Below are 24,145 nucleotides of genomic sequence, written 5' to 3' on the forward strand. Positions count from 1 at the left end.
CTTCCCCACTTCCCCAGTACTTCTGGTTACTTCGAAATTACTGAGGGTTGCTATCCAGGAGGGAGGTGCGGTGCCGTGCCCGGTGCCGTGTGGTCCTGGACTGACACTGGAGTACGACGTGGCTCATCTCCCCACCGGTCGCTCGCTGAAGCGTTTGCTCACCCTGGCGTTGACGACCGCCGCCCTCGCCGCGTCCGTCGCGGCCCCGCAGGCGGCCTCGGCCGATGACGGTGCGCCCTCGGTGCCGCCGCACGCCCCGCAGTTTCCGTTGACCGCGGTCGACGGGCCCGGCGACGTGTATGTGTTCTGGCCCGACGGCAAGGGCGGCCTCGGACCTCGTGAGTTCGTGCTCGGCGGGTGGCAGACGCATCTCGGGGCCACCCATGTCGACCACGACCGCGACGGCCTCGCCGAAGGGGCCTACGGGCAGCGGGCCGACGGGCGGATGTTCTATGTGACGGACGCGGGCGAGCGGATGCTCGACGGGCAGTGGGGGCAGTACGACCAGTTGCTCTCCCCCGGCGACCTGGGCGGGTCCGCGCAGGCCGATGTGATCGCGCGGGACCCGAAGGGTGTGCTGTGGCTGTTCGCCGCGCGCGAGGACGCGACGCTGCGGCCCGGCGTACGCGTCGGTCCCGGCTGGAACCGGTACGTGCAGATCGCCGGGCTCGGCGACCTGACGGGTGACCGTGTCCCGGACGTCGTCGGCCGTGACAGGGCCGGGGTGTTGTGGCTGCACCAGGGCACCGGCGATGCGCGCAAGGCGTTCTCCGCGCCTGTGCCGATCGGCCTCGGGTGGAACCGGTACAACCATCTGACGTCCATCGGCGACCTGGACCAGGACGGCACCAGCGACCTCCTTGCCCGCGACCGCGCCGGGGTGCTGTGGCTGCACCCCGGCACCGGTGACCCCCGGCGGCCGCTGGGACAGCGGCAGCGCGTCGAGGGCGGCGCGGGGTGGAACCAGTACCGGCTGCTGTTCTGACGCCTGCCCCTCGTCCCCCACGCTCGTGGCCGGTCCCGTTCGGTTCGGGGCCGGCCACGAGCGCGTCGGTGGGTCTCGTACGGCTATTCCTTGACGGTCCAGGTGTCGTTGCCGGTGAGGAGGGCGCTGAGGTCGCCCTTGCCGTTCTGGTCTATGGCGGCGTCGAGTTGGTCGGCCATCAACCTGTCGTAGACGGGGCGGTCGGTGGCGCGGAAGACGCCGATCGGGGTGTGGTGGAGGGTGTCGGGGTCGGCGAGCCGGGACAGCGCGAACGCGGTGGTGGGCGAGGCCGCGTGGGCGTCGTGCACCAGGATCTGCGTCCGGTTGTCGTCGGTGACGGGGACGACTTCGAGGTCTCCGGTCTGCGGGTTCCGTACGACGCCCTTGTGGTTTCCCCCACCCTCCGGGCGGGAGGTGCCCCCAGCGCCGAAGGTGATCGGTTGGCCGTGTTCGAGGCGGATGACGGCTTCCTCGGCCTGCTGCTTGTCCTTGAGGACTTCGAAGGCGTTGTCGTTGAAGATGTTGCAGTTCTGGTAGATCTCGACGAGCGCGGTGCCGGGGTGGGCGGCGGCCTGGCGGAGCACGTCGGTGAGGTGTTTACGGTCGGAGTCGACGGTGCGGGCGACGAAGGAGGCTTCGGCGCCCAGCGCGAGCGAGACCGGGTTGAAGGGGGCGTCCACGGAACCCATCGGCGTCGACTTGGTGATCTTGCCGACTTCTGAGGTGGGGGAGTACTGGCCCTTGGTGAGGCCGTAGATCCGGTTGTTGAACAGCAGGATCTTCAGGTTGACGTTGCGGCGCAGCGCGTGGATGAGGTGGTTGCCGCCGATCGACAGGGCGTCGCCGTCACCGGTGACCACCCAGACGCTCAAGTCGGGGCGGGAGGAGGCGAGTCCGGTCGCGATGGCGGGGGCGCGGCCGTGGATGGAGTGCATCCCGTAGGTGTTCATGTAGTACGGGAAGCGGGAGGAGCAGCCGATGCCGGAGACGAAGACGATGTTCTCCTTGGCCAGGCCGAGTTCGGGCATGAAGCCCTGCACGGCCGCCAGGATCGCGTAGTCACCGCAGCCGGGGCACCAGCGCACCTCCTGATCGGACTTGAAGTCCTTTGCTGTCAGGGGGAGTTCAGTCGGCATGGAGCACTTCCTCCAGTGCGGTGGCGAGCTGCTCGGCCTTGAACGGCATGCCGTTGACCTGGGTGTAACTGCGGGCGTCGACCAGGTACTTGGCGCGCAGCAGCATCGACAGCTGACCGAGGTTCATCTCGGGGACGACGACGTGTTCATAGCGGGCGAGCTCTTCGCCGAGATTCCCGGGCAGTGGGTTGAGGTGACGCAGGTGGGCCTGTGCCACGCTGCGGCCCGCTGCGCGCAGTCGGCGTACGGCGGCGGTGATGGGGCCGTAGGTGGAGCCCCAGCCGATGACCAGGAGCTGTGCGTCCCCGCTCGGGTCGTCAACGGCCAGGTCGGGCACGTCGATGCCGTCGATCTTGGCCTGGCGGGTGCGGACCATGAACTCGTGGTTGGCCGGGTCGTAGGAGATGTTGCCCGTGCCGTCCTGCTTCTCGATCCCGCCGATCCGGTGCTCAAGGCCCGGCGTGCCGGGCACCGCCCACGGGCGTGCCAACGTGCGCTCGTCGCGCTTGTAGGGCCAGAACACCTCGGTGCCGTCTTCCAGGGTGTGGTTCGGGCCTTGCGCGAACTGCACGCGCAGATCGGGCAGTTCATCGACCTCCGGGATCCGCCACGGCTCGCTGCCGTTGGCGAGATACCCGTCCGAGAGCAGGAACACCGGCGTGCGGTACTCCAACGCGATCCGGGCCGCCTCCAAAGCAGCGTCGAAACAGTCCGCCGGTGTCTTCGGCGCCACGACCGGCACCGGCGCCTCACCGTTACGCCCGAACATCGCCTGCAGCAGGTCCGCCTGCTCCGTCTTCGTCGGCAGCCCCGTCGACGGCCCGCCCCGCTGGATGTCCACCACCAACAGAGGCAGTTCCAACGACACCGCCAGACCGATCGTCTCGCTCTTGAGCGCCACACCCGGCCCCGACGTCGTCGTCACCGCGAGGCTGCCACCGAACGCCGCACCCAGCGCCGCCCCGATCCCCGCGATCTCGTCCTCCGCCTGGAACGTCCGCACACCGAAGTTCTTGTGCTTCGACAACTCATGCAGAATGTCGGACGCGGGCGTGATCGGGTACGAACCCAGATACAGCGGCAGATCCGCCTGCCGGGACGCCGCCACAAGACCGTACGACAGCGCCAGATTCCCTGAAATATTGCGGTACGTGCCCGTCGGGAACGCCGACGCCGCCGGCGCCACCTCGTAGGAGACCGCGAAATCCTCCGTCGTCTCCCCGAAATTCCAGCCCGCCCGGAACGCCGCAATATTCGCCGCCGCGATATCCGGCTTCTTCGCGAACTTCGACCGCAGAAAAGCTTCGGTGCCCTCCGTCGGCCGGTGATACATCCACGACAACAACCCCAGCGCGAACATGTTCTTACTGCGCCCCGCGTCCTTACGGGACAGCTCGAACTCCTTCAGCGCCTCCACCGTCAACGTCGTCAACGGCACCGGATGAACATGGAAGCCCTCCAGCGAACCGTCCTCCAACGGGGACGTATCCCAGCCGACCTTCTGCATCGCCCGCTTCGTGAACTCGTCCGTGTTCACGATGATCTCCGCACCCCGCGGCACATCCGCCAGGTTCGCCTTCAACGCCGCCGGATTCATCGCCACCAGAACATTCGGCGCGTCACCCGGCGTCAGAATGTCGTGATCAGCGAAATGCAACTGGAAACTCGACACACCCGGCAACGTCCCCGCAGGCGCCCGAATCTCCGCCGGGAAATTCGGCAACGTCGACAAGTCATTACCGAACGACGCCGTCTCCGACGTGAACCGGTCACCCGTCAACTGCATACCGTCACCCGAATCACCCGCAAAACGAATGATCACCCGGTCCAGACGACGCACTTCCTTGCCCTGGACCGTGCGGGTCGCCGATGTCCGTAGGGCCTCTCCCCCGCTCGTCATGCGGGCGGTGCGGGCAGCGACAGCGGGCGCCCGTAGTTGCCGCGGACGATGTCGCAGATGTCGCGCAGGCCCGTGTCCAGTTGCTGGATCTCGGCGTCCGTCAGGAGCACCGACGGTTCGAAGCGCAGGGTGTTGGCGGCGCTCGCCGTCGGGAACGTACGGATGCGGTGGCCGCGCAGCAGATGGCCGGCCAGGAGATACCCGAACAGGCCCGCCCTGGCGGCCTCCTGGACCGGCGGGGCCGGCGCGTCGGACTGGTCGTGGAACTCGATGCCGAGCATCAGGCCCTTGCCGCGCACGTCCTTGACGACCTCCGGGTAGTCCTTGTGGACGGCGTGCAGCATGTCCTTGAGGCGGGCGCCGCGTTCGCCGGCCTCGCGGTACACGGCGCCGCCGTCGGCCTCGACGAGGTCGAGCACCTTGAGCGCGACCAGGCTGGAGAAGCCGTCCTTGGCGAAGGTGGAGCTGTGGATCAGCTCGAACTGGCCCCGGTAGCGGGACTCCCGTACGAGCAGCACCGAGGTCTTGACGAGGCCGCCGCCGAGACTCTTCGCCAGGGTGTAGTAGTCGCCGCGCAGGCCGATGTCGCTGCTGGCGAGGAACGTGCCGGTGCGGCCCATGCCGCTCTGGATCTCGTCGACGACGACGGGGCAGTCGATGGCGGCGCAGGCGCTCTGGATCTCCTCGGCGAACTCCCGGGTCAGCTCCTGGATGCCGCCCTCGCCCTGAATGGGTTCGAGGATGAACGCGCAGATCACGGGGGCTTCGTGGCGGCGGATCTCGACGCGGCCGCCGGTGACGGTCAGGCCGAGCAGACTCGCTCGCTCCTCGTCGATGACGCGCTGTACGGCGCCCGGCCGGTTGACCGGGACGAACCGGGCCTGCGCCGCGAGGGACTTGAACGGCGCGCGGTAGGCCTCGTTGTGGGTGAGCTGGACGCTGCCGACGAGCTTGCCGTGGAAGGAGCCCTCGGGGGCCAGGAACACCGGTGGCCGGGCGGCCTGTTCGGCGTTGCGGCGGGTGAGGGCGTCGACGAGGACGCCCAGGGCCTCGGTGGGGTCCTGCGGGCGCGGCGCGGTGAGACCGGCGCCCTCCCAGGTGGTGTCCGGCACGGTCGCCTTACCGCCGCGCACCGCGTAGCCGGCCGCCTCGAAACTCTTGCCGACCTTCTCCAGCTGGGCCTCCAGGCGCAGCACACGGTCGAGTTCCGCGTGCTTGACGGCGGCCTCGTTGGCCTCCGCCCCCGAGTTGGCGAAGATCGCGAGATAGGGCTCGTCGTCGCCGAGTTCGCGCCGCACGATCCGGTTCAGGGCCACGGCGAGCCGGTTGGCCTCGGGGTGCAGCGAGAACTGGGCATGCACCGGCGTCGCGGCGTCCAGGAGCTGCTTCGCGTACGCGGTGATCACCGGGTGGTTGTGGCCGAGCAGGAGGGAGCCGTAGCCGCCCGCGAAGTCGACCACGGGGATTTCCCGGCCGTCCTCGCCGCGCATATGGAGGGTATTTCCTTCGGCCCTGACGTATTCGACGTCCAGGCCTGCGGATGCGAGGACCGCCCGTAGGTGCGGCTCGGCCAGTTGGGGCTCGTCGGGCTCAGTGGCTACGGAATTCATGGCGTCCATGTTTCTCGGGTGCTGCAAGCGGCCGCTCATGGGGTGGTCATCGGATGGGCAGCGCCCGTTGAGGACTTGTGGTTACCCGCTGATGAAGCGGCGGAAAGTGGCCCTTGCTTAGCTTTTCGGCAGGCCGGTAGTTCGCTGTCGAATCCAAAGAGGAAGAAATGACTCCCGTATCCGCCGAGCTCGACCCCGCGCTCCCGCGGGCCGGTCGCCGCCGCACCGGCGCGCCGGCTCCCCTGCGGGATGTGATGTCCCAGTTCGCCACCGGAGTCGTCGTGCTCACGGTCGGTGGCGAGCACCCGCACGCCATGACCGCGAACGCGTTCAGCTCCGTGTCGCTCACGCCGCCGAGCGTGCTGTGCTCGGTGGCCCACAGCGCCGTCATGCACGACGCGCTGACCACCGGCGGAAAGTTCGGGGTGTCCATCCTGAGCGCCGAACAGGAGCCGCTGGCCCGCCACTTCGCCGACAAGAAGCGCGAGCTGGGTGCCGCCCAGTTCGAGCGGGTCGGCTGGTTCACCGGGGAGCACACGGGTGCCCCGCTGCTGACCGGTTCGCTGGCGTGGCTGGAGTGCGAGCTGGACGCGGCGCACGTGTCCGCCGACCACACGATCTTCATCGGTGCCGTCCTGGACAGCCGGCGCGGGCACGACGACACCGGGCTGCTGTTCTTCAACGGGGAGTTCGGCCAGGTCGGCGACGCCGCCGCGTGAGCGCCGGCCACCGCGTACGGCCCGGTGCGGCCGGCGCACCGAAGAGACGTCCCGCGGCCGCCGGCAGGCGGCTGTGGGCGAACGACCAGACCACAAGCGTGTGTTCACACACAGAAGAGGAGCCGGCGGCATGACTGCTGCTACCGATCTGTACAACCTGGAGCTGACGGATGATCCGCAGGTCCAGAACGATGTCTTCCTGAAGATATTCAACTCGGGCGACGGGCACGCCTTCGACCGGCTCTACCGGGACGACGCGATCTCCAACCTCTCCGGTCAGCCGCTGACCGGCCCGGCGCGCACCAAGGCCATCGTCGACATGCTGGCGCAGGGCCCGACCCTGAACTCGGTGGTCAAGCACTCGTACACGGCCGGCGACGTCACGCTGATCGTCGTCGACTTCGAGCTGGGCCTGCCCGGTGAGGACGGCGAGCTGATCCCGGTCAAGGGGTCCTGCACGGACGTCATCCGCCGGGTCGAAGACGGCAAGTGGCTGATGGCCGTGGACCGTCCCGTGGCGAACCCGGCCGCCTGACACCTGCCGGGAGTGCCGGGCGCGCGGTGCCCCGCACGCACAAGGAGGGTGCCCCGCACGCACAAGGAATCGCATGACCTGGTGGGGGCCGGGGTCATGCGATTCCTCATGTGCTGCGGCGCATTGCGCAGGGGCGGATCAGGCGGCGGCCAGACGCTCCGCGGGCGGCTCCTCGCCGAACGGGTCGTCGATGGCGTACAGCCAGCGGCCGCCGTCCTCGGTGCGGCGCAGCACGTCGAGGCCCACGCCCACGAGCCGTTCGCGGCCGCCCTTGTCGTCGTTGACCTGCATCGTCCAGTCGACGACGACGAGCGCGGTGTCGCCGGTCACGTAGGCCTCGCGGACGTCGGCGACGATGGTGGGCGCGGCCGTGTCGAAGAACTCCTTGGCGGCGGCGCGGCGGGCGTCGCCGGACACCGGCTTGCCGGGCTCCCAGACCGCGACGGCCTCCTTCGTGTAGTGGGCGTCGACGGCTTGCAGGTCATGGGAGTTGAAAGCCGTGACGTAGCTTTCCAGGTGCTCCTCTATGTCCGCCGGGAGTTCCATTCCGTTCGTGGTCTTGCCCATGAAGATTCCTTCCGGTTCCGCGATGTCGGTGCGGTGTCGAAATCGACGTGCGCCGACGACGTTATCCGTGGGCCGGAAACCGGTGACCCATCACGGGGTAATGCGGAGCGCCGCACCTTCCCGACCCGGTGAATTACCGTGCCGTGATCCGGCGTTGGAACTGAAATAGGCCCGCCCTTGTACGGTCCGATGTGGAATTCCGAACGGCACTTTCAGGCGTCAGGAAAGGGAACCCCGGAGTGAAGACGACGACCGAGCAGGACACCAGGGCATCCGGTGGCTCCGAGGCGCAGGGTGAGCCGATCGCCGTCATCGGCGTGGCGTGCCGGCTGCCGGGTGCGCCCGGTCCCGGTGACTTCTGGGAGCTCCTCGCCCGCGGGGCGAGCGCCGTCGGCGAGGTGCCCGAGGGGCGCCTGGCCGGCGAGGGGCCGCCGGTGGTCGAGCGGGGCGGGTTCCTGGACGCGGTGGGCGACTTCGACGCGGCGTTCTTCAATGTGTCGCCGCGTGAGGCCGCCGCGATGGACCCGCAGCAGCGGCTCGTCCTCGAACTGGCCTGGGAGGCCCTGGAGGACGCCGGGATCGTGCCGGCGTCGCTGCGCGGTTCCCGTACGGCGGTGTTCGTCGGCACGCTCCGCGACGACTACACGAACCTGCTGTACCTGCACGGTACGGAGGCGATCACGCAGCACACGATGACCGGCGTGAACCGCGGCATCATCGCCAACCGGGTCTCCTACCACCTGGGGCTGCACGGCCCGAGCCTCACCGTGGACGCGGCGCAGTCGTCGTCCCTGGTGGCGGTGCACCTGGCGTGCGAGAGCCTGCGTCAGGGCGAGTCGGCGACCGCGCTCGCGGCGGGTGTGAACCTCAATCTGCTCGCCGAGAACGTGGTGACGGAGTCCCGCTTCGGCGCGCTGTCCCCGGACGGCACGACGTACGCCTTCGACGCCCGCGCCAACGGTTTCGTGCCGGGCGAGGGCGGCGGCGTCGTCGTCCTGAAGCCGCTGGGCCGCGCACTGGCCGACGGCGACCGGGTGTACGGCGTGATCCGGGGCAGCGCGGTCAACAACGACGGCGCGACGGACGGTCTGACCGTGCCGAGCGGCGCCGCGCAGCAGGCGGTGCTGCGGGAGGCCTACGAGCGGGCCGGTGTCGGTGTCGACGAGGTGCAGTACGTCGAGCTGCACGGCACGGGTACGCCGGTCGGCGACCCGATCGAGGCGGGGGCGCTCGGTGCGGCGCTCGGCGCCGGGCGGTCCGCGCGGGACGCGCTGCGGGTCGGGTCGGTGAAGACCAACATCGGGCACCTGGAGGGTGCCGCGGGCATCGCGGGCCTGATCAAGGCGCTGCTGAGCCTGCACCACCGGCGGCTGCCCGCGAGCCTCAACTTCGAGACGCCCAACCCGCGGATCCCGCTGGCCGATTGGGGGCTCGCGGTGCAGCGGGAGCTGTCGGCGTGGCCGCGCGAGGACCGGCCGCTGGTGGCGGGCGTCAGCTCCTTCGGCATGGGTGGCACCAACGCGCACGTGGTGCTGTCCGAGGCACCGGCCGTCGAGGCCGGGCCCGCGCCGGTGCCGGAGAAACCCGCCGCGCCCGTCGCGTGGGTGGTCTCCGGCCGTACGGAGGCGGCGCTCGCCGCGCAGGCCGGGCGGCTCGCCGACATCCTCCAGGACCGTCCCGGGCAGGGGCTCGGGGACACCGCGGACGCGCTGGTCACCCGGCGCACTCTCTTCGGCCACCGCGCGGTGGTCGTGGCCGGTGAGCGGGACGGCCTGCTCGGCGGCCTGCGCGCGCTCGCCGCGGACCGGCCCGCGCCCGGCGTCGTCGGCGGCGCGGTCCAGGACGGCGGACTCGGCCTGCTGTTCACCGGCCAGGGAGCCCAACGTACGGGCATGGGGCGGGAGTTGTACGCGGCGTACCCGGTGTTCGCGGCGGCGTTCGACGCGGTCGCGGCCGAGCTTGACCCGTTCCTCGACCGGCCGCTCGCCGAGGTGATCGCGGAGGGCGGCGAGCCGCTCGACCGTACGGGCAGCACGCAGCCGGCGCTGTTCGCCGTGGAGGTGGCACTGTTCCGGCTCGTCGAGTCGTGGGGCGTGCGCCCCGACTTCCTGGCGGGCCACTCCATCGGCGAGCTCGCGGCGGCGCATGTCGCCGGGGTGCTGTCGCTGCCGGACGCGGCCCGGCTTGTGGCGGCGCGGGCGCGGCTGATGCAGGCGCTGCCGGAGGGCGGGGCCATGGTCGCCGTCGAGGCGGCCGAGGACGAGGTGCTGCCGCTGCTTGCGGGGCGCGAGCGGCAGGTGGCTCTCGCCGCGGTGAACGGCCCGGCGGCCGTGGTGCTCTCCGGCGACGAGGACGCCGTACTGGAGGTCGCGGAGCGGCTGCGCGCGGCCGGCCGCAGGACGAAGCGGCTGCCGGTCAGCCACGCCTTCCACTCGCCGCACATGGACGCCATGCTCGACGACTTCCGGGCGGTGGCGGCCGGGCTCGACTACCGGGCGCCGCGCATCCCGGTGGTGTCCGGCGTGACCGGCGCCCCGGCGGCGCCGGAGCAGCTGGCGTCGGCGGAGTACTGGGTGGAGCAGGTGCGGCGCCCGGTGCGGTTCTTCGACGCCGTGCGCACCCTGGAGGCGGGCGGCGCGACGACGCTGCTCGAACTGGGTCCCGACGGGGTGCTGTCCGCGCTTGCCGCCGACTCGGTGGCCGACGCGGACGCGGTCCTCGCGGTGCCCGCGCTGCGGGCGGGCCGCCCGGAGCCGGCGGCGCTGCTCGCCGCCGTGGCGGCGGTGTTCACGCGCGGCGCGGACGTCGACTGGGCCGCGGTGCACGGCGGCGGCGTGCCGGGCCCGGCCGAGCTGCCGACGTACGCGTTCCAGCGGCAGCGGTACTGGTTCGACACGGCCGCGCGCCGAGCCCCGGTGGCACTGCCCTCGGCGCCCGCGCCGCAGGAGTCCGGGCCTTCGGGGTCCGCGCCGCAGGAGTCCGCGCCGCAGGGGGTGCTCGGCCGTCGCGTCGCGGGCCTGGCGGAGGGCGAACGGGCCGTGTTCGTCGCCGAGTTGGTGGACACGCACATCGCCGCGGTGCTCGACTACGCGCCCGGTGAGCGGATTCCGTCCCGTACACCGTTCAAGGAGCTGGGCTTCAGTTCGCTGATGTCCACAGAGCTGCGCGGCACCCTCGCCAAGGCGACCGGGCTGCGGCTGCCGACCGGGCTCCTCTTCGACCATCCGACGCCCCGGGCGCTCGCGGAGTTCATCGCGGCCGAGCTGCTCGGCACGGCCGGGCCCGGCGAGGCGGAGGCCGCCGCTCCGGCGGAGGGCGAGCCCCTCGCGATCGTCGGCATGGCCTGCCGCTATCCGGGCGGCGTGGCGTCGCCGGAGGACCTGTGGCGCCTTGTCGCGACGGGCGGCGACGCCGTCTCCGCGTTCCCCGCGAACCGTGGCTGGCCGGACGACCTGTACGACGCCGACCCCGACCGGGCGGGCCACAGCGCGGTGCGGCACGGCGGATTCCTGCACGACGCGGGCGAGTTCGACGCGGCGTTCTTCGGGATCTCGCCCCGTGAGGCCCTCGCCATGGACCCGCAGCAGCGGCTGCTCCTGGAGACGGCGTGGGAGGCCGTCGAGCGGGCCGGTATCGATCCGCGGTCGCTGCGCGGCTCCCGTACCGGTGTGTTCGTCGGCGCGACGGCCCTGGAGTACGGGCCGCGCATGGACGACGCGCCCGAGTCCGTGCAGGGCAGCGTCCTGACCGGGTCCACCACGAGTGTCCTGTCGGGGCGGATCGCCTATCAGCTGGGCCTGTTGGGGCCCGCGGTGACGGCGGACACGGCGTGCTCGTCGTCCCTGGTGGCACTGCACCTGGCGATCCGTTCGCTGCGCTCGGGCGAGACCAACCTGGCGCTCGCGGGCGGCGCCGCCGTGATGTCCTCGCCGGGCATGTTCGTGGAGTTCTCCCGGCAGCGCGGGCTCGCGCCCGACGGGCGCTGCAAGTCGTTCGCGGCGGGCGCCGACGGCACGGGCTGGGGCGAGGGCGTGGGGCTGCTCCTGGTGGAGCGGCTCTCCGACGCGGAGCGCCTCGGCCACGACGTGCTCGCCGTGGTGCGGGGCTCGGCCGTCAACCAGGACGGCGCGTCCAACGGCCTCACCGCGCCCAGCGGCCTCGCGCAGCAGCGGGTGATCCGGGACGCGCTCGCCGACTCCGGGCTCGGCGCGGCGGACGTCGACGTGGTGGAGGCGCACGGCACCGGCACCAAGCTGGGCGACCCGATCGAGGCGGAGGCCCTCGCGGCCACGTACGGCAAGGGGCGTGACGCCCACCGGCCGCTGCTGCTCGGCTCGTTGAAGTCGAACATCGGGCACGCCCAGGCCGCCGCCGGCGTCGGCGGTGTCATCAAGATGGTGCAGGCCCTGCGCCACGGTGTGCTGCCCAGGACGCTGCACGTGGACGCGCCGTCGCCGCACGTCGACTGGGCGTCCGGCGGCCTTGAGCTGCTCACCGAGGAGCGCGACTGGCGGGCCGGGGAGCGGCCGCGCCGCGCGGCCGTGTCGTCGTTCGGCATCAGCGGCACCAACGCGCACGTGGTCATCGAGCAGGCCCCCGCGCGCCGGGCCGCCGAGCCGGCCGCCGCGGTGCCCGCGCCCCGGCTGCCCGCGCCGTGGGTGCTGTCCGCGCGGAGCACGGCGGCGCTGCGGGCGCAGGCCGCCCGCCTGGAGGCGGAGCTCACCGCGGGCGCGGAGTCCGGCGGGGTCGACCTCGCCGGGATCGGCGCTGCCCTCGCCACCACCCGTAGCTCCTTCGAGGAGCGGGCCGTGGTGCTCGGTTCGGACACCGCGGGCTTCCTGGCGGGGCTGCGGTCGCTGGCGTCCGGCGCCCCGGACGAGGGTGCCCGGGTGCGGGTGGGCAGCGCCGCCGGGGCGGGCCGTACCGCGTTCCTGTTCACCGGGCAGGGCGCCCAACGGGCCGGTATGGGACGGGAGTTGTATGCCGCCCACCCGGTGTTCGCGGCCGCCCTCGACGAGACGTTCGCCGCGTTCGACGGGCTGCTCGACCGGCCGCTGCGCGAGGTGGTGTTCGCCGCGCCGGACGGCGAGCTCTCCGCTGCGCTGGATCTGACGACGTACACGCAGCCCGCGCTGTTCGCCGTCGAGGTGGCGCTGTTCCGGCTGCTCGAACACCACGGTGTGGTGCCGGACCTGGTCGCGGGGCACTCGATCGGCGAGCTGGCCGCGGCCCATGTGGCAGGCGTGTTCTCGCTGGCCGACGCGGCCCGCCTGGTCGCGGCCCGGGGCCGGTTGATGCAGTCCGCGCCCGAGGGCGGCGCGATGGTCGCCGTGGAGGCCACCGAGGCGGAGGTCGTCGCGTCCCTCGACGCGCACCCGGAGGTGTCGGTCGCCGCCGTCAACACCCCGCGTTCGGTGGTGATCTCGGGTACGGAGAGCGTGGTCCTCCGGATCGCCGACGGCTGGCGCGAGCAGGGCCGCCGTACGCACCGGCTCACCGTCAGCCACGCCTTCCACTCGCCGCACATGGACAGCGTCCTGGACACGTTCCGCGAGGCCGCCGCCGAGGTCGCCTTCCACGCACCGCGCATCCCGCTGGTGTCGACGGTGACCGGGGAGACGGCGGACGCCGGGCAGCTCGCCTCGCCCGACTACTGGGCGCGGCAGATCCGCGCGGCCGTCCGCTTCTCCGACGCCACCCTCGAACTGGCCGCGCAGGGCGCCTCCGTACTGGTGGAGGTGGGGCCCGACGCGGTGCTGACCGCGCTCGCCGGGCGCACCCTGGAGGGCACGTCGGTGACGGCGGTGCCGCTGCTGCGCGCGGGCCGGCCGGAGACGGACACGTTCGCCTCGGGGATCGCCGAGGCGCATGTACAGGGGGCGCCGCTGCGCGCGGAGACGTTCTTCCCCGGTGCCGTACGGGCCGCGCTGCCCACGTACGCGTTCCAGCGGGAGCACTTCTGGCTGGCGCCGGGGCGGCGTACCGACGCGCGCAGCCTGGGGCTTGCCGCCGCCGGGCATCCGCTGCTCACGACGGCGGTGGAGTTCGCGGACCGCGAGGACACCGTGTTCACCGCGGCCGTGTCGCGCTCCGGGCACGGCTGGCTGGCCGACCACGCCATCGTCGGCACCGTGCTGCTTCCGGCCACCGGGTTCCTCGAGCTGGCCCTCGCCGCCGGTGCGCACGTCGGTGCGCCCCGGGTCGCGGAGTTGACGCTGCAGGCGCCGCTGCCGCTGCCCCCGGGTGAGCCGGCGCAGCTGCAGCTGGCGGTGGACGCGCCGGACGCGGACGGGTACCGGCCGTTCACCGTGCACGCCCGCGCGGACGGCGGCGCGGACCGGACGCGTCCGTGGACGCGGCACGCCTCGGGTGTGCTGGCGCCGGACGTGCCCGCGCCGCCCGCGCCGTCGGCGGACTTCACGCAGTGGCCGCCCGAGGGCGCCACGGCGGTGCCGCTGGACGACGTGTACGGGCGGCTCGCCGCGCTCGGTTACGACTACGGGCCCGCGTTCCAGGGCCTGGAGGCGATGTGGCGGCGCGGCGACGAGGTGTTCGCCGAGGTGGGGCTGCCACCGGAGCTGCGGGAGAGCGCCGGCGGCTACGGCGTCCATCCGGCGCTGCTCGACGCGGTGCTGCACCCGCTGGTCCTCGACGCCGCGGACGCGTCGGACGCACCGGACGCGTCGGACCCGGCCGGTGCGTCGGGCGGGGAGATCCGGCTGCCGTTCAGCTGGTCCGGCGCCGCCCTGTACGCGACGGGCGCCACCCGGCTGCGGGTGCGGATCGCGCCCGACGGGGCCGGTGCGGTGACGCTGTCCCTTGCCGACGCGGCCGGTGCGCCGGTCGCCGAGGTGGAGTCGCTGGCGCTGCGCCCGGTCGCCAAGGACCGGCTCGGGCCGGCCGTGGACGGGGTCGCGGACGCACTGTTCACGGTGGCGTGGCCGAAGCTGCCGGTGCCCGCGGTGGACGGTGCGCCGGTGTGGGCGCAGGCGGGCCCTGACGCTCCCGTCGACGCCGAACTCCTCGTCGTACGGGCCGACTTGGTGCCGGTGGACGAGTCGGACGGGCGGCCCGCGCACGCCGCCGCGCACGAGGTGCTCGCCCGGCTCCAGGACCATCTGGCTGAGGAGCGGTTCGCCGCCGCGCGCCTGGTGGTGGTGACGCGGGGCGCGGTCGCCGTCCGGCCCGGCGAGGACGTGTCGCTCGGTACGGCCGCCGTGTGGGGCCTGGTCCGCTCGGCGCAGTCGGAGCACCCGGGCCGGGTGCTCCTGCTCGACCTGGACCCGGCCACGCCCGCGCCCGCGCCCGCGTCCGCGTCCACGTCCACGTCCGCGTCCGAGTCCCTGGGCGAGGACACCGGGGCGCTCCTCGGCGCGGTGCTCGCCGCCGGGGAGCCGCAGGTGGCGGTGCGCGACGGCCGGCTGCACGCGCCGCGCCTCACCCGCGCGCAGCGCGCACCCCGGGCCACGGAACCGGCCGACGCGGCCGCGGCCTCCGTCGGTGGCGGCGGGTCCCGCTTCGCCCCGGACGGCACGGTGCTGATCACCGGCGGCACGGGCGGGCTCGGTGGCCTCTTCGCGCGGCATCTGGTGTCCGCGTACGGCGTACGGCAGTTGCTGCTGACCAGTCGGCGCGGCCCGGACGCGCCCGGGGCGGCCGACCTGGTGGCCGAACTGACCGCCGCCGGTGCCCGGGTGAGCGTGGTCGCCGCCGACGTGGCGGACCGTGAGGCGCTTCTCGCGGTGCTCGCCGCGGTGCCCGCGGAGCATCCGCTGACGGCGGTGGTGCACACGGCGGGCGTCCTCGACGACGCGACCGTGGGCGCCCTGACGGGTGCGCGGCTCGACGCGGTGCTGCGGCCGAAGGCCGACGCCGCGCTGCTGCTGCACGAGCTGACCCGCGACCTGGACCTGTCCGCGTTCGTGCTGTTCTCCTCGGTGTCGGGCAGTACCGGCACCGCGGGTCAGGCCAACTACGCGGCGGCCAACACGTACTTGGACGCGCTGGCCCAGCACCGCAGGGCGCAGGGTCTTGTGGCCGTGTCGCTCGCCTGGGGGCTGTGGGACGCCACGCACGGAATGGGCGCGTCGCTGTCCGACGCGGACCTGGACCGGTGGGCGCGGGCGGGCATGCCGCCGCTCGGGCCCGAGCAGGGCCTTGCCCTCTTCGACGCGGCGCTCGCCGGGGACGAGGCGCTGCTGGTCCCGGCGCGCCTGGACCTCGCGGTGTTCCGGGCCGGCACGGCGGAGGTGCCGGCGCTGCTGCGCGCTCTGGTGCCGGCCGCCGGGCGGCGGGCCGCGCGCTCGTCCGGGAAGCCGGCGGACGAGTCGGACTGGCTGCGGCACATCGTGGCGCTGCCCGAGGACAAGCGCGCGGAGACCGTGCTTGCCCTGGTGCGGTCGACGGTCGCCTCGGTGCTCGGGCACGCGGGGGCGGACGCGGTGGCGCCCGACCGGGCGTTCAACGACCTCGGGTTCGACTCGATGGCCGGGGTGGACCTGCGCAACCGGCTCGGCGCCGCCACCGGTCTGCGGCTGCCCGCCACGGCGGTCTTCGACCATCCGACGCCGGGCGCCCTGGCCACATATCTGCTGTCGCGGGCCGCGCAGGAGAAGACACCGGCCGCCGTCGCCCGCACCACGCCCGGCGCCGGTTCGGACGAGCCGATCGCGATCGTCGGCATGGCCTGCCGCTTCCCGGGCGGAGTGTCATCACCGGAGGATCTGTGGCGCCTGGTCGCGGACGGTGTGGACGCGGTCAGCGAGTTCCCCGTGAACCGCGGCTGGGACATCGAGCGGCTCTACGACCCGGACCCGGAGCGGATCGGTACGTCGTACACGCGTGAGGGCGGGTTCCTGCACGAAGCGGACCTGTTCGACCGGGAGTTCTTCGGGATGTCGCCGCGCGAGGCGACCGCGACCGACCCGCAGCAGCGGCTGCTCCTGGAGACGGCGTGGGAGACATTCGAGAGCGCCGGGATCGATCCGGCGCGGGTGCGGGACAGCAACACGGGCGTGTTCACGGGCGCGATGTACGACGACTACGCGTCCCGGCTCGCCACGTCCCCGGAGGAGTTCGAGGGGTTCCTGCTCGCGGGCAACCTGTCCAGCGTCCTGTCGGGCCGGCTGTCGTACACGTACGGCCTGGAGGGTCCTGCGGTGACGGTGGACACGGCGTGCTCGTCGTCCCTGGTCGCGCTGCACATGGCGGCGAACGCGCTGCGCTCCGGCGAGTGCGACCTCGCGCTCGCGGGCGGGGTGACGGTGATGAACAGCCCGCACACGTTCGTGGAGTTCTCCCGGCAGCGGGGCCTGTCCGCGGACGGCCGCTGCAAGTCCTTCGCCGCGGGCGCCGACGGTACGGGCTGGGCCGAGGGTGTGGGTCTGCTGCTCGTGGAGCGGTTGTCGGACGCGCGGCGCAAGGGCCACAACGTCCTTGCGGTCGTACGAGGTTCGGCGATCAACCAGGACGGCGCGTCCAACGGCCTCACCGCGCCGAACGGCCCGTCCCAGGAGCGGGTCATCCGGCAGGCGCTCGCCAACGCCCGCCTCACCACCGCCGACGTGGACGTGGTGGAGGCGCACGGCACCGGCACGACCCTCGGTGACCCCATCGAGGCGCAGGCGCTGCTCGCCACGTACGGCGAGGACCGCGACGCCGAACGGCCCCTGTACCTGGGCTCGTTGAAGTCGAACATCGGGCACGCGCAGGCGGCGGCGGGCGTCGGCGGCATCATCAAGATGGTCCAGGCCCTGCACCACGGCGTACTCCCCCGGACCCTGCACGTCGACGAGCCGTCACCGCACATCGACTGGGACACCGGAGCCCTGGCCCTGCTGACCGAGGCCCGGCCCTGGGAGGCGGACGGGCGGCCGCGCCGCGCGGGCGTGTCGTCGTTCGGCATCAGCGGCACCAACGCGCACGTCATCATCGAGGAGCCCCCGGCGCAGCAGTCACAACCGGCGGGCAGGACACCGGAGTTGACGGGCACGGACGCCGACGCGGGTGCGGGCACGGATGCTGACGCTGGTGCGGGTGCGGGCACTGGTGCGGGTGCGGCCGGTGCGCCGTGGCTCGTCAGCGGCAAGGACGAGCAGGCAGTACGCGCGCAGGCCGACCGCCTGCACCGGTACGTCACGGACCACCCCGAGCTCTCCGCCGCCGACATCGGTTTCTCCCTGGCCACCGGCCGCGCCGTGTTCGAGCACGGGGCGGCGGCGCTCGGCGGCGACCGGGAGTCGCTGCTCGACGGGCTCGCGGCCCTCGCGCGCGGCGAGTCGCCCGCCGGCACGGTACGCGGCCATGCGGCACGCCCCGGCAGGACGGCGTTCCTGTTCACCGGCCAGGGCTCCCAACGCCTGGGCATGGGACGGGAGTTGTACGCGTCGAGCCCGGTGTTCGCCGCCGCGCTCGACGAGGTGTGCGCCCAGCTGGACGGCGAGCTGGTGCGGCCCCTGAAGAGGGTGCTGTTCGCCCCGGAGGGGTCGGCGGACTCCGCGCTGATCGACCAGACGGCGTTCACGCAGGCCGCGCTGTTCGCGGTGGAGGTCGCGCTGTACCGGCTGTTCGAGCACTACGGCATCACCCCCGACTATCTGCTCGGGCACTCCGTCGGCGAGGTCACCGCCGCGTATGTCGCGGGCGTCCTGGACCTGAAGGACGCCTGTGTCCTGGTCGCCGAGCGCGGCCGGCTGATGCAGGCGGCCCGCGGCGGCGGCGCGATGGCGGCCGTGCAGGCCGCCGAGGAGGAGATGGTGTCCTTCCTCGCGCCCTACGGCGACCGTGTCGCGATCGCCGGGGTCAACGGGCCCCGGTCCGTGGTGGTCTCGGGCGACGAGGACGCCGTCGACGAGGTCCTGGCGGCCTGGCGGGAGCGGGGCGCGCGGGTGAAGCGGCTGCCGGTGTCGCATGCGTTCCACTCGCCGCACATGGACGAGGTCCTCGCCGAATTCCGGGACATCGCCGCCGAGTTGACGTACCACGTGCCGCGCGTGCCGGTCGTCTCCAATGTGACGGGAACCCTGGCCACCGAGGAGCAGCTGACGTCGCCCGACTACTGGGCTCGCCACATCCGGTCGGCCGTGCGCTTCGCCGACGGCGTCCGCACCCTGGAGGCGGAGGGCGTCACCGACTATCTGGAGCTCGGCCCCGACGGTGTGCTCACCGCCCTGGTGGCGGCGGGCGCGACGGAGGACCCGGGCGCCCTCACGCCCGCGCTGCGCCGCGACCGGCCGGAGGCGGAGACCGTCGCCGCGGCGGTGGCGCTGCTGCGGCTGCGCGGCGCCGCGCCCGACTGGGCGGCCGTGTTCCCCGGCGCCCGCCGGGCGACGCTGCCCACGTACGCCTTCCAGCACGAGCGGTACTGGCTGGACGCCGCCGAGGCGCCGTCCGACGCGACCGGCCTCGGTCTGGCCGCGGCCGGGCATCCGCTGCTCGGCGCGTCGGTGGACCTGGCGGACGGCGACACGCATGTCTTCACCGGCCGCCTGTCGCTGCGTACGCATCCGTGGCTGGCCGAGCACGCGGTCGCCGGCACGGTCCTGCTGCCCGGAACGGGCCTGGTCGAGCTGGCGGTACGGGCGGGCGAGCAGCTCGGCGCCGGACGCGTCGAGGAACTGCTGCTTGCCGCACCGCTGGTGCTGCCCGCGGACGGCGGCGTGCAGGTGCAGCTGGTCGTGGGCGCGGCGGACGACGCGGGGCTGCGGAGCCTGAGCGTGTACTCGCGCGTCGAGAGCGCCGACGACACGGACACCACCCGCCCCTGGACGGTGAACGCCAACGGCTCGCTGGCGCCCGCCGGTTCGACCGGAGCGGTTGGTTCCGATGGTGTGGCAAGTTCGGTCGCTTCGGTCGCTTCGGTCGCTGCGGCTGGTGCGGCTGGTGCGGCTGGTGCGGCTGCTTCGGCCGGATCGGTCGCGGAGGGGCTGTCCGTGTGGCCGCCCGCCGGTGCCGAGGAGCTGCCGCTCGACGGTGTCTACGACGGCCTCGCCGACCTCGGTTACGCCTACGGCCCCGCGTTCCAGGGGTTGCGCCGCGTGTGGCGGGGGCCGGTCGAGGGCGAGGTGTACGCGGAGGTCGCGCTGCCCGAGTCGCAGCGGGGCGAGGCCGGACGGTTCCTGCTCCACCCCGCGCTGCTCGACGCGGCCCTGCATCCGCTGCTGCCGGGTGTCGTGGCGGACGGGGGCCGGTCCCGGCTGCCGTTCTCCTGGTCCGGTGTGACCGTGCACGCCGTCGGGGCCTCCGTGCTCCGGGTCAGACTCACGCTCTCCGGCCAGGACGCAGAGACCCTGGAGGCGTCGTTGACGGTGGCGGACGGGACGGGCGCGCCGGTCGCGACGGTCGAGTCGCTGCTGCTGCGTCCGCTGTCGAAGGAGGCACTGCGACAGGCGCAGGCGGCCACGCGGGAGGGGTTGTTCAGTACGGCTTGGGTTCCTGTGCCGGTTCCCGTCGGGGACGGTACGGAGTATGTGGCGCTCGGTTCAGTACCCGCTGACGGGCCGGTGCCTGAGGTGTTGCTGCTCGACATACCCGCGCCGGTCGAGCCGGTCGACGATGACGCCATGCCGGAGGTGGTGCGGGACGTTCTGCACTCCACGCTTCGGACCGTGCAGGACTGGCTCACCGATGAGCGTTACGCCCACACCGCGCTGCTCGTGACGACCCACCGGGCCATCGCCGCCCAGCCCGGAGAGCCCGTCAACCTCACCCACTCCGCGCTCTGGGGCCTGCTGCGCACCGCACAGACCGAGAACCCCGACCGCATCACCCTCATCGACACCGACGACGACAGCCCTCTGCCCGTCGCGCTCCACACCACGGGCGAACCCCAACTCGCCTTGCGGAACAGCCAACTTCACGCCCCCCGCCTCACCCCCACCAACACACCCACCGACCGCAACCCGGTCCGCTGGGACGAAGGCACCATCCTCATCACCGGAGCCACCGGCACCCTCGGCACCGCACTCGCCCACCACCTCGTCACCCACCACCAAGCCAAACGACTCCTCCTCGTCTCCCGACGCGGACCCGACGCCCCCGGCGCCACCGAACTCCACACCCAACTCACCCAAGCCGGCGCCCACATCACCCTCACCGCCTGCGACACCACCAACGCAACCCAACTCGCCGAGGTGCTGGCCACGATCCCCACCGAGCACCCCCTCACCGCCGTCATCCACACCGCCGGCACCCTCCACGACACCATCCTCACCGACCTCACCCCCCACCAACTCGACACCGTCCTCAACCCCAAAACCACCGCCGCCTGGAACCTCCACCACCAAACCCAACACCTCAACCTCAACGCCTTCGTCCTCTACTCCTCCATCGCCGGACACATCGGCAACGCAGGACAAGCCAACTACGCCGCCGCCAACACCTTCCTCGACACCCTCGCCCACCACCGCCACACACAGAACCAACCCGCCACCTCACTCGCCTGGGGCCTCTGGAACCAGACCAGCACCATCAGCAACCAACTCCACGACACCGACCTGAAGCGGGTGAAGCGGCAGGGTCTGCTGCCGCTGGACACTGCTGAGGCCCTGGAGTTGTTCGACGCGGCCCTGGAGACGGACGAGGCCGTGCTCGCCGTCACGCGGGTCGACACGGCGGTGCTGCGGAAGCGTGGCGCGGAGCTGCCGCCGCTGTTCCGTGCGCTGGTGCCGGCCGTGCGGCGGCGGGCCGGCGCGTCGGGTGCGGGGGCCGGATCGTCGCTGGCCGAGCGGCTGGCCGCGCTGTCCCCTGCGGAGCGGGAGCGGGCCCTCGTCGATCTCGTGCGTACGCAGGTGGCGACCGTGCTCGGGCACGGCGACAGCACCACCATCGACGCCGACCGCGCCTTCCAGGAACTCGGCTTCGACTCCCTCACCGCCGTCGAACTCCGCAACCAACTCAACCAGGCAACCGGCCTCAAACTCCCCACCACCCTCGTCTTCGACCACCCCAACCCCACCGCACTCGCCACGCACCTGGCGACCAACCTGGTGGGTGCCGAGGAGGGGGCCGGGCCGGTCGTGGTCACGGCGGACGCCGCGTCACAGGAGCCCATCGCGATCGTCGGCATGGCCTGCCGCTACCCGGGCGGAGTGTCATCTCCCGAGGACCTGTGGCGCCTGGTCGAGGGCGGGGTGGACGCGATCTCCCCGTTCCCGGAGAACCGCGGCTGGGATCTGGAGCGGTTGTACGACCCGGACCCGGACCACACGGGTACGAGCTATGCGCGTGAGGGCGGGTTCCTGCACGACGCGGGCCTGTTCGACCCGGAGTTCTTCGGGATGTCGCCGCGCGAGGCCCTGGCCACCGACCCGCAGCAGCGGCTCCTCCTGGAGACCGCGTGGGAGACGCTGGAGGGTGCGGGCCTGGTGCCGAGTGCGCTGCGCGGCAGCCGTACGGGCGTGTTCACGGGCGTGATGTACCACGACTACGGCACCCAACTCGACGCTGTGCCCCAGGACTTGGAGGGCTATCTGGCCAGCGGCAACGCGGGCAGTGTCGCCTCCGGGCGGGTCTCGTACACGCTGGGCTTCGAGGGTCCTGCGGTGACGGTGGACACGGCGTGCTCGTCGTCCCTGGTCGCGCTGCACATGGCGGCCAACGCACTGCGCTCCGGCGAGTGCGACCTGGCCCTTGCGGGCGGGGTGACGGTGATGGCGACGCCGACGTCGTTCGTGGAGTTCTCGCGGCAGCGCGGTCTGGCTCCCGACGGCCGCTGCAAGCCGTTCGCGGCGGGCGCCGACGGCACCGGCTGGAGTGAGGGCGTCGGCCTGCTGCTCGTCGAGCGCCTTTCGGACGCGGAGCGCAACGGCCACAACGTCCTTGCGGTCGTACGCGGTTCGGCCATCAACCAGGACGGCGCCTCCAACGGCCTCACCGCCCCGAACGGCCCCTCCCAGGAACGGGTCATCCGCCAGGCGCTCGCCAACGCCCGCCTCACCACCGCCGACGTGGACGCCGTCGAGGCCCACGGCACCGGCACCACCCTCGGCGACCCCATCGAGGCGCAGGCGCTGCTCGCCACGTACGGGCAGGACCGCGACGCCGAACAGCCGCTCTACCTCGGGTCGTTGAAGTCCAACATCGGCCACACCCAGGCGGCAGCGGGCGTCGGCAGCATCATCAAGGTCGTCGAGTCGATGAAGCGCGGCGTACTGCCCAGGACCCTGCACGTCGACGAGCCGTCCGGCCATGTCGACTGGACGGCCGGCGCGGTCGAACTCCTCACCGAGGCCCGGCCCTGGAACGTCGACGGGCGCCCGCGACGGGCGGGCGTCTCGTCGTTCGGCATCAGCGGCACCAACGCGCACGTCATCATCGAAGCGCCCCCGGCCGAGCAGCAGTCGGAGCCGAAGGCCTCGACCAGCGCGCTTCCGGCCCTGCCGTACGTCCTGTCCGGCAAGTCCCCGCAGGCCCTCGCCGCGCAGGCCAAGCGCCTCCTCACCCACCTCGACGAGCACCCGGACGCACCCGTACTGGACACGGCGTACAGCCTCGCCACCCAGCGTGCGCCGTTCGACCACCGCGCCACCATCACGGTCACGAACGAGGACCCGGCCGCTCTCGGCGACGCCCTACGCGCCCTCGCCCAGCAAACCCCCCATCCCGCCCTGACCACCGGCACCAGGAACAGCGGCAAGACCGCGTTCCTGTTCACCGGACAGGGCTCCCAACGCCTCGGCATGGGACGGGAGTTGTACGACTCGTATCCCGTCTTCGCCGAAGCCTTCGACGCCGTACTCGACACCCTAGACACTCACCTCGACCGCCCCCTGCGCGACATCATCTGGGGCACCGACCCCGACCTGCTCAACCGCACCGAACACACCCAACCCGCACTCTTCGCCCTCGAAGTCGCCCTGTACCGCCTCGTCGAATCCTGGGGCATCACACCCGACTACCTCACCGGCCACTCCATCGGCGAACTCACCGCAGCCCACCTCTCCGGAATCCTCACCCTCCAAGACGCAGCAACCCTCGTCACCACCCGAGCCCACCTCATGCAAACCGCCCCCCACGGCGGCACCATGACCGCCATCCAAGCCACCGAAGACGAAATCACCCCCCACCTCACCAACGGCGTCTCCCTCGCCGCCATCAACAGCCCCAACTCCCTGGTGATCGCCGGTGACGCCGAGGCAGCAGCCCGGATCGCCGCGCACTTCGAGAGCCAGGGCCGTAAGACCACACAGCTCACCGTGTCGCACGCCTTCCACTCCCCCCACATGGACCCGGTCCTCGACACCTTCCGCACCAAGGCCAAGGAACTCGCCTACAGCCGGCCCACCCGGCCGATCGTGTCGACGTACACCGGCACCCTCGCCACCGAGGAGCAGCTCACCTCGCCCGACTACTGGACCGAGCACATCCGGGGCACCGTCCGGTTCGCCGACGCGCTCGGCACGCTCCGCGAGAACGGTGTGTCCACGTACATCGAGATCGGGCCCGACGCCACGCTGACGGCCCTCGCGCGGACCTCGTTCGGCGACGGCGCCGGCACCGCCGTCCCGCTCCAGCGCCGGGGCCGGGGTGAGGCGGAGACGCTCACCGCGGCCGTCGGGCAGCTGCACACGGTCGGGGTGCCCGTCGACTGGGACGCCTACTTCGACGGCACCCGGGCGCGGCCCGCTCCCCTGCCCACGTACGCGTTCCAGCACGAGCGGTACTGGCTGGAGAGCTCGGCGGCGGGTGCCGGGGC

Annotated in this window: 8 protein-coding genes; 4 read left to right on the forward strand and 4 right to left on the reverse strand. The window is 72.6% G+C overall.

Annotated elements, in window-relative coordinates; genetic code table 11:
* Positions 1 to 118 precede the first annotated feature (118 nt).
* On the forward strand, positions 119 to 985 hold the full coding sequence (locus tag GUY60_RS13355; protein WP_161697287.1) for an FG-GAP repeat domain-containing protein: 867 nt from the start codon (positions 119 to 121) through the stop codon (positions 983 to 985).
* Between the two features lie 83 nt (positions 986 to 1,068).
* Here the strand turns inward: GUY60_RS13355 and GUY60_RS13360 are convergent, their stop codons facing one another.
* The 3 genes from GUY60_RS13360 to GUY60_RS13370 are packed head-to-tail and all read right to left on the reverse strand — an operon-like array spanning position 1,069 to position 5,640.
* The gene (locus tag GUY60_RS13360; protein WP_161697289.1) at positions 1,069 to 2,121 is read right to left on the reverse strand and encodes a 2-oxoacid:ferredoxin oxidoreductase subunit beta; all 1,053 of its coding nucleotides are present in this window, start codon (positions 2,119 to 2,121) and stop codon (positions 1,069 to 1,071) included.
* A complete protein-coding gene (locus tag GUY60_RS13365) occupies positions 2,111 to 4,021 on the reverse strand; it encodes a 2-oxoacid:acceptor oxidoreductase subunit alpha (RefSeq protein ID WP_161697291.1) in 1,911 nt (636 codons plus the stop codon). The genes GUY60_RS13360 and GUY60_RS13365 overlap by 11 nt, the downstream gene beginning before the upstream one ends.
* Complete coding sequence (locus tag GUY60_RS13370) at positions 4,018 to 5,640, reverse strand: aspartate aminotransferase family protein (protein ID WP_161697293.1); 1,623 nt, start codon at positions 5,638 to 5,640, stop codon at positions 4,018 to 4,020. Before GUY60_RS13370 ends, GUY60_RS13365 begins: the two co-directional genes overlap by 4 nt.
* Positions 5,641 to 5,798: 158 nt before the next feature.
* On the opposite strand from GUY60_RS13370, the gene GUY60_RS13375 reads away from it, so the two are divergent.
* Together GUY60_RS13375 and GUY60_RS13380 are read left to right on the forward strand one after the other, a co-directional pair.
* Complete coding sequence (locus GUY60_RS13375; protein WP_187370008.1) at positions 5,799 to 6,350, forward strand: flavin reductase family protein; 552 nt, start codon at positions 5,799 to 5,801, stop codon at positions 6,348 to 6,350.
* Positions 6,351 to 6,480: 130 nt separating this feature from the next.
* Positions 6,481 to 6,885, forward strand: a complete 405-nt coding sequence (locus tag GUY60_RS13380) for a YybH family protein (RefSeq protein WP_161697295.1) — start codon at positions 6,481 to 6,483, stop codon at positions 6,883 to 6,885.
* A 138-nt stretch (positions 6,886 to 7,023) separates the two neighbouring features.
* Here the strand turns inward: GUY60_RS13380 and GUY60_RS13385 are convergent, their stop codons facing one another.
* Complete coding sequence (locus GUY60_RS13385; protein WP_161697296.1) at positions 7,024 to 7,452, reverse strand: YybH family protein; 429 nt, start codon at positions 7,450 to 7,452, stop codon at positions 7,024 to 7,026.
* A 239-nt stretch (positions 7,453 to 7,691) separates the two neighbouring features.
* Between GUY60_RS13385 and GUY60_RS13390 the strand changes: the two genes are divergently transcribed.
* Positions 7,692 to 24,145, forward strand: a 16,454-nt coding sequence (locus GUY60_RS13390) for a type I polyketide synthase (protein ID WP_312866292.1), incomplete at its 3' end; no start/stop codon positions are given.

Source organism: Streptomyces boluensis (assembly GCF_009908195.1).
Lineage (GTDB): Bacteria > Actinomycetota > Actinomycetes > Streptomycetales > Streptomycetaceae > Streptomyces > Streptomyces boluensis.

Coding starts and splice junctions, on each gene's coding strand:
- GUY60_RS13360 (WP_161697289.1), bottom strand. CDS start 2,121: ATGCCGACTGAACTCCCCCTGACAGCAAAGGACTTCAAGTCCGATCAG.
- GUY60_RS13365 (WP_161697291.1), bottom strand. CDS start 4,021: ATGACGAGCGGGGGAGAGGCCCTACGGACATCGGCGACCCGCACGGTC.
- GUY60_RS13370 (WP_161697293.1), bottom strand. CDS start 5,640: ATGGACGCCATGAATTCCGTAGCCACTGAGCCCGACGAGCCCCAACTG.
- GUY60_RS13375 (WP_187370008.1), top strand. CDS start 5,799: ATGACTCCCGTATCCGCCGAGCTCGACCCCGCGCTCCCGCGGGCCGGT.
- GUY60_RS13380 (WP_161697295.1), top strand. CDS start 6,481: ATGACTGCTGCTACCGATCTGTACAACCTGGAGCTGACGGATGATCCG.
- GUY60_RS13385 (WP_161697296.1), bottom strand. CDS start 7,452: ATGGGCAAGACCACGAACGGAATGGAACTCCCGGCGGACATAGAGGAG.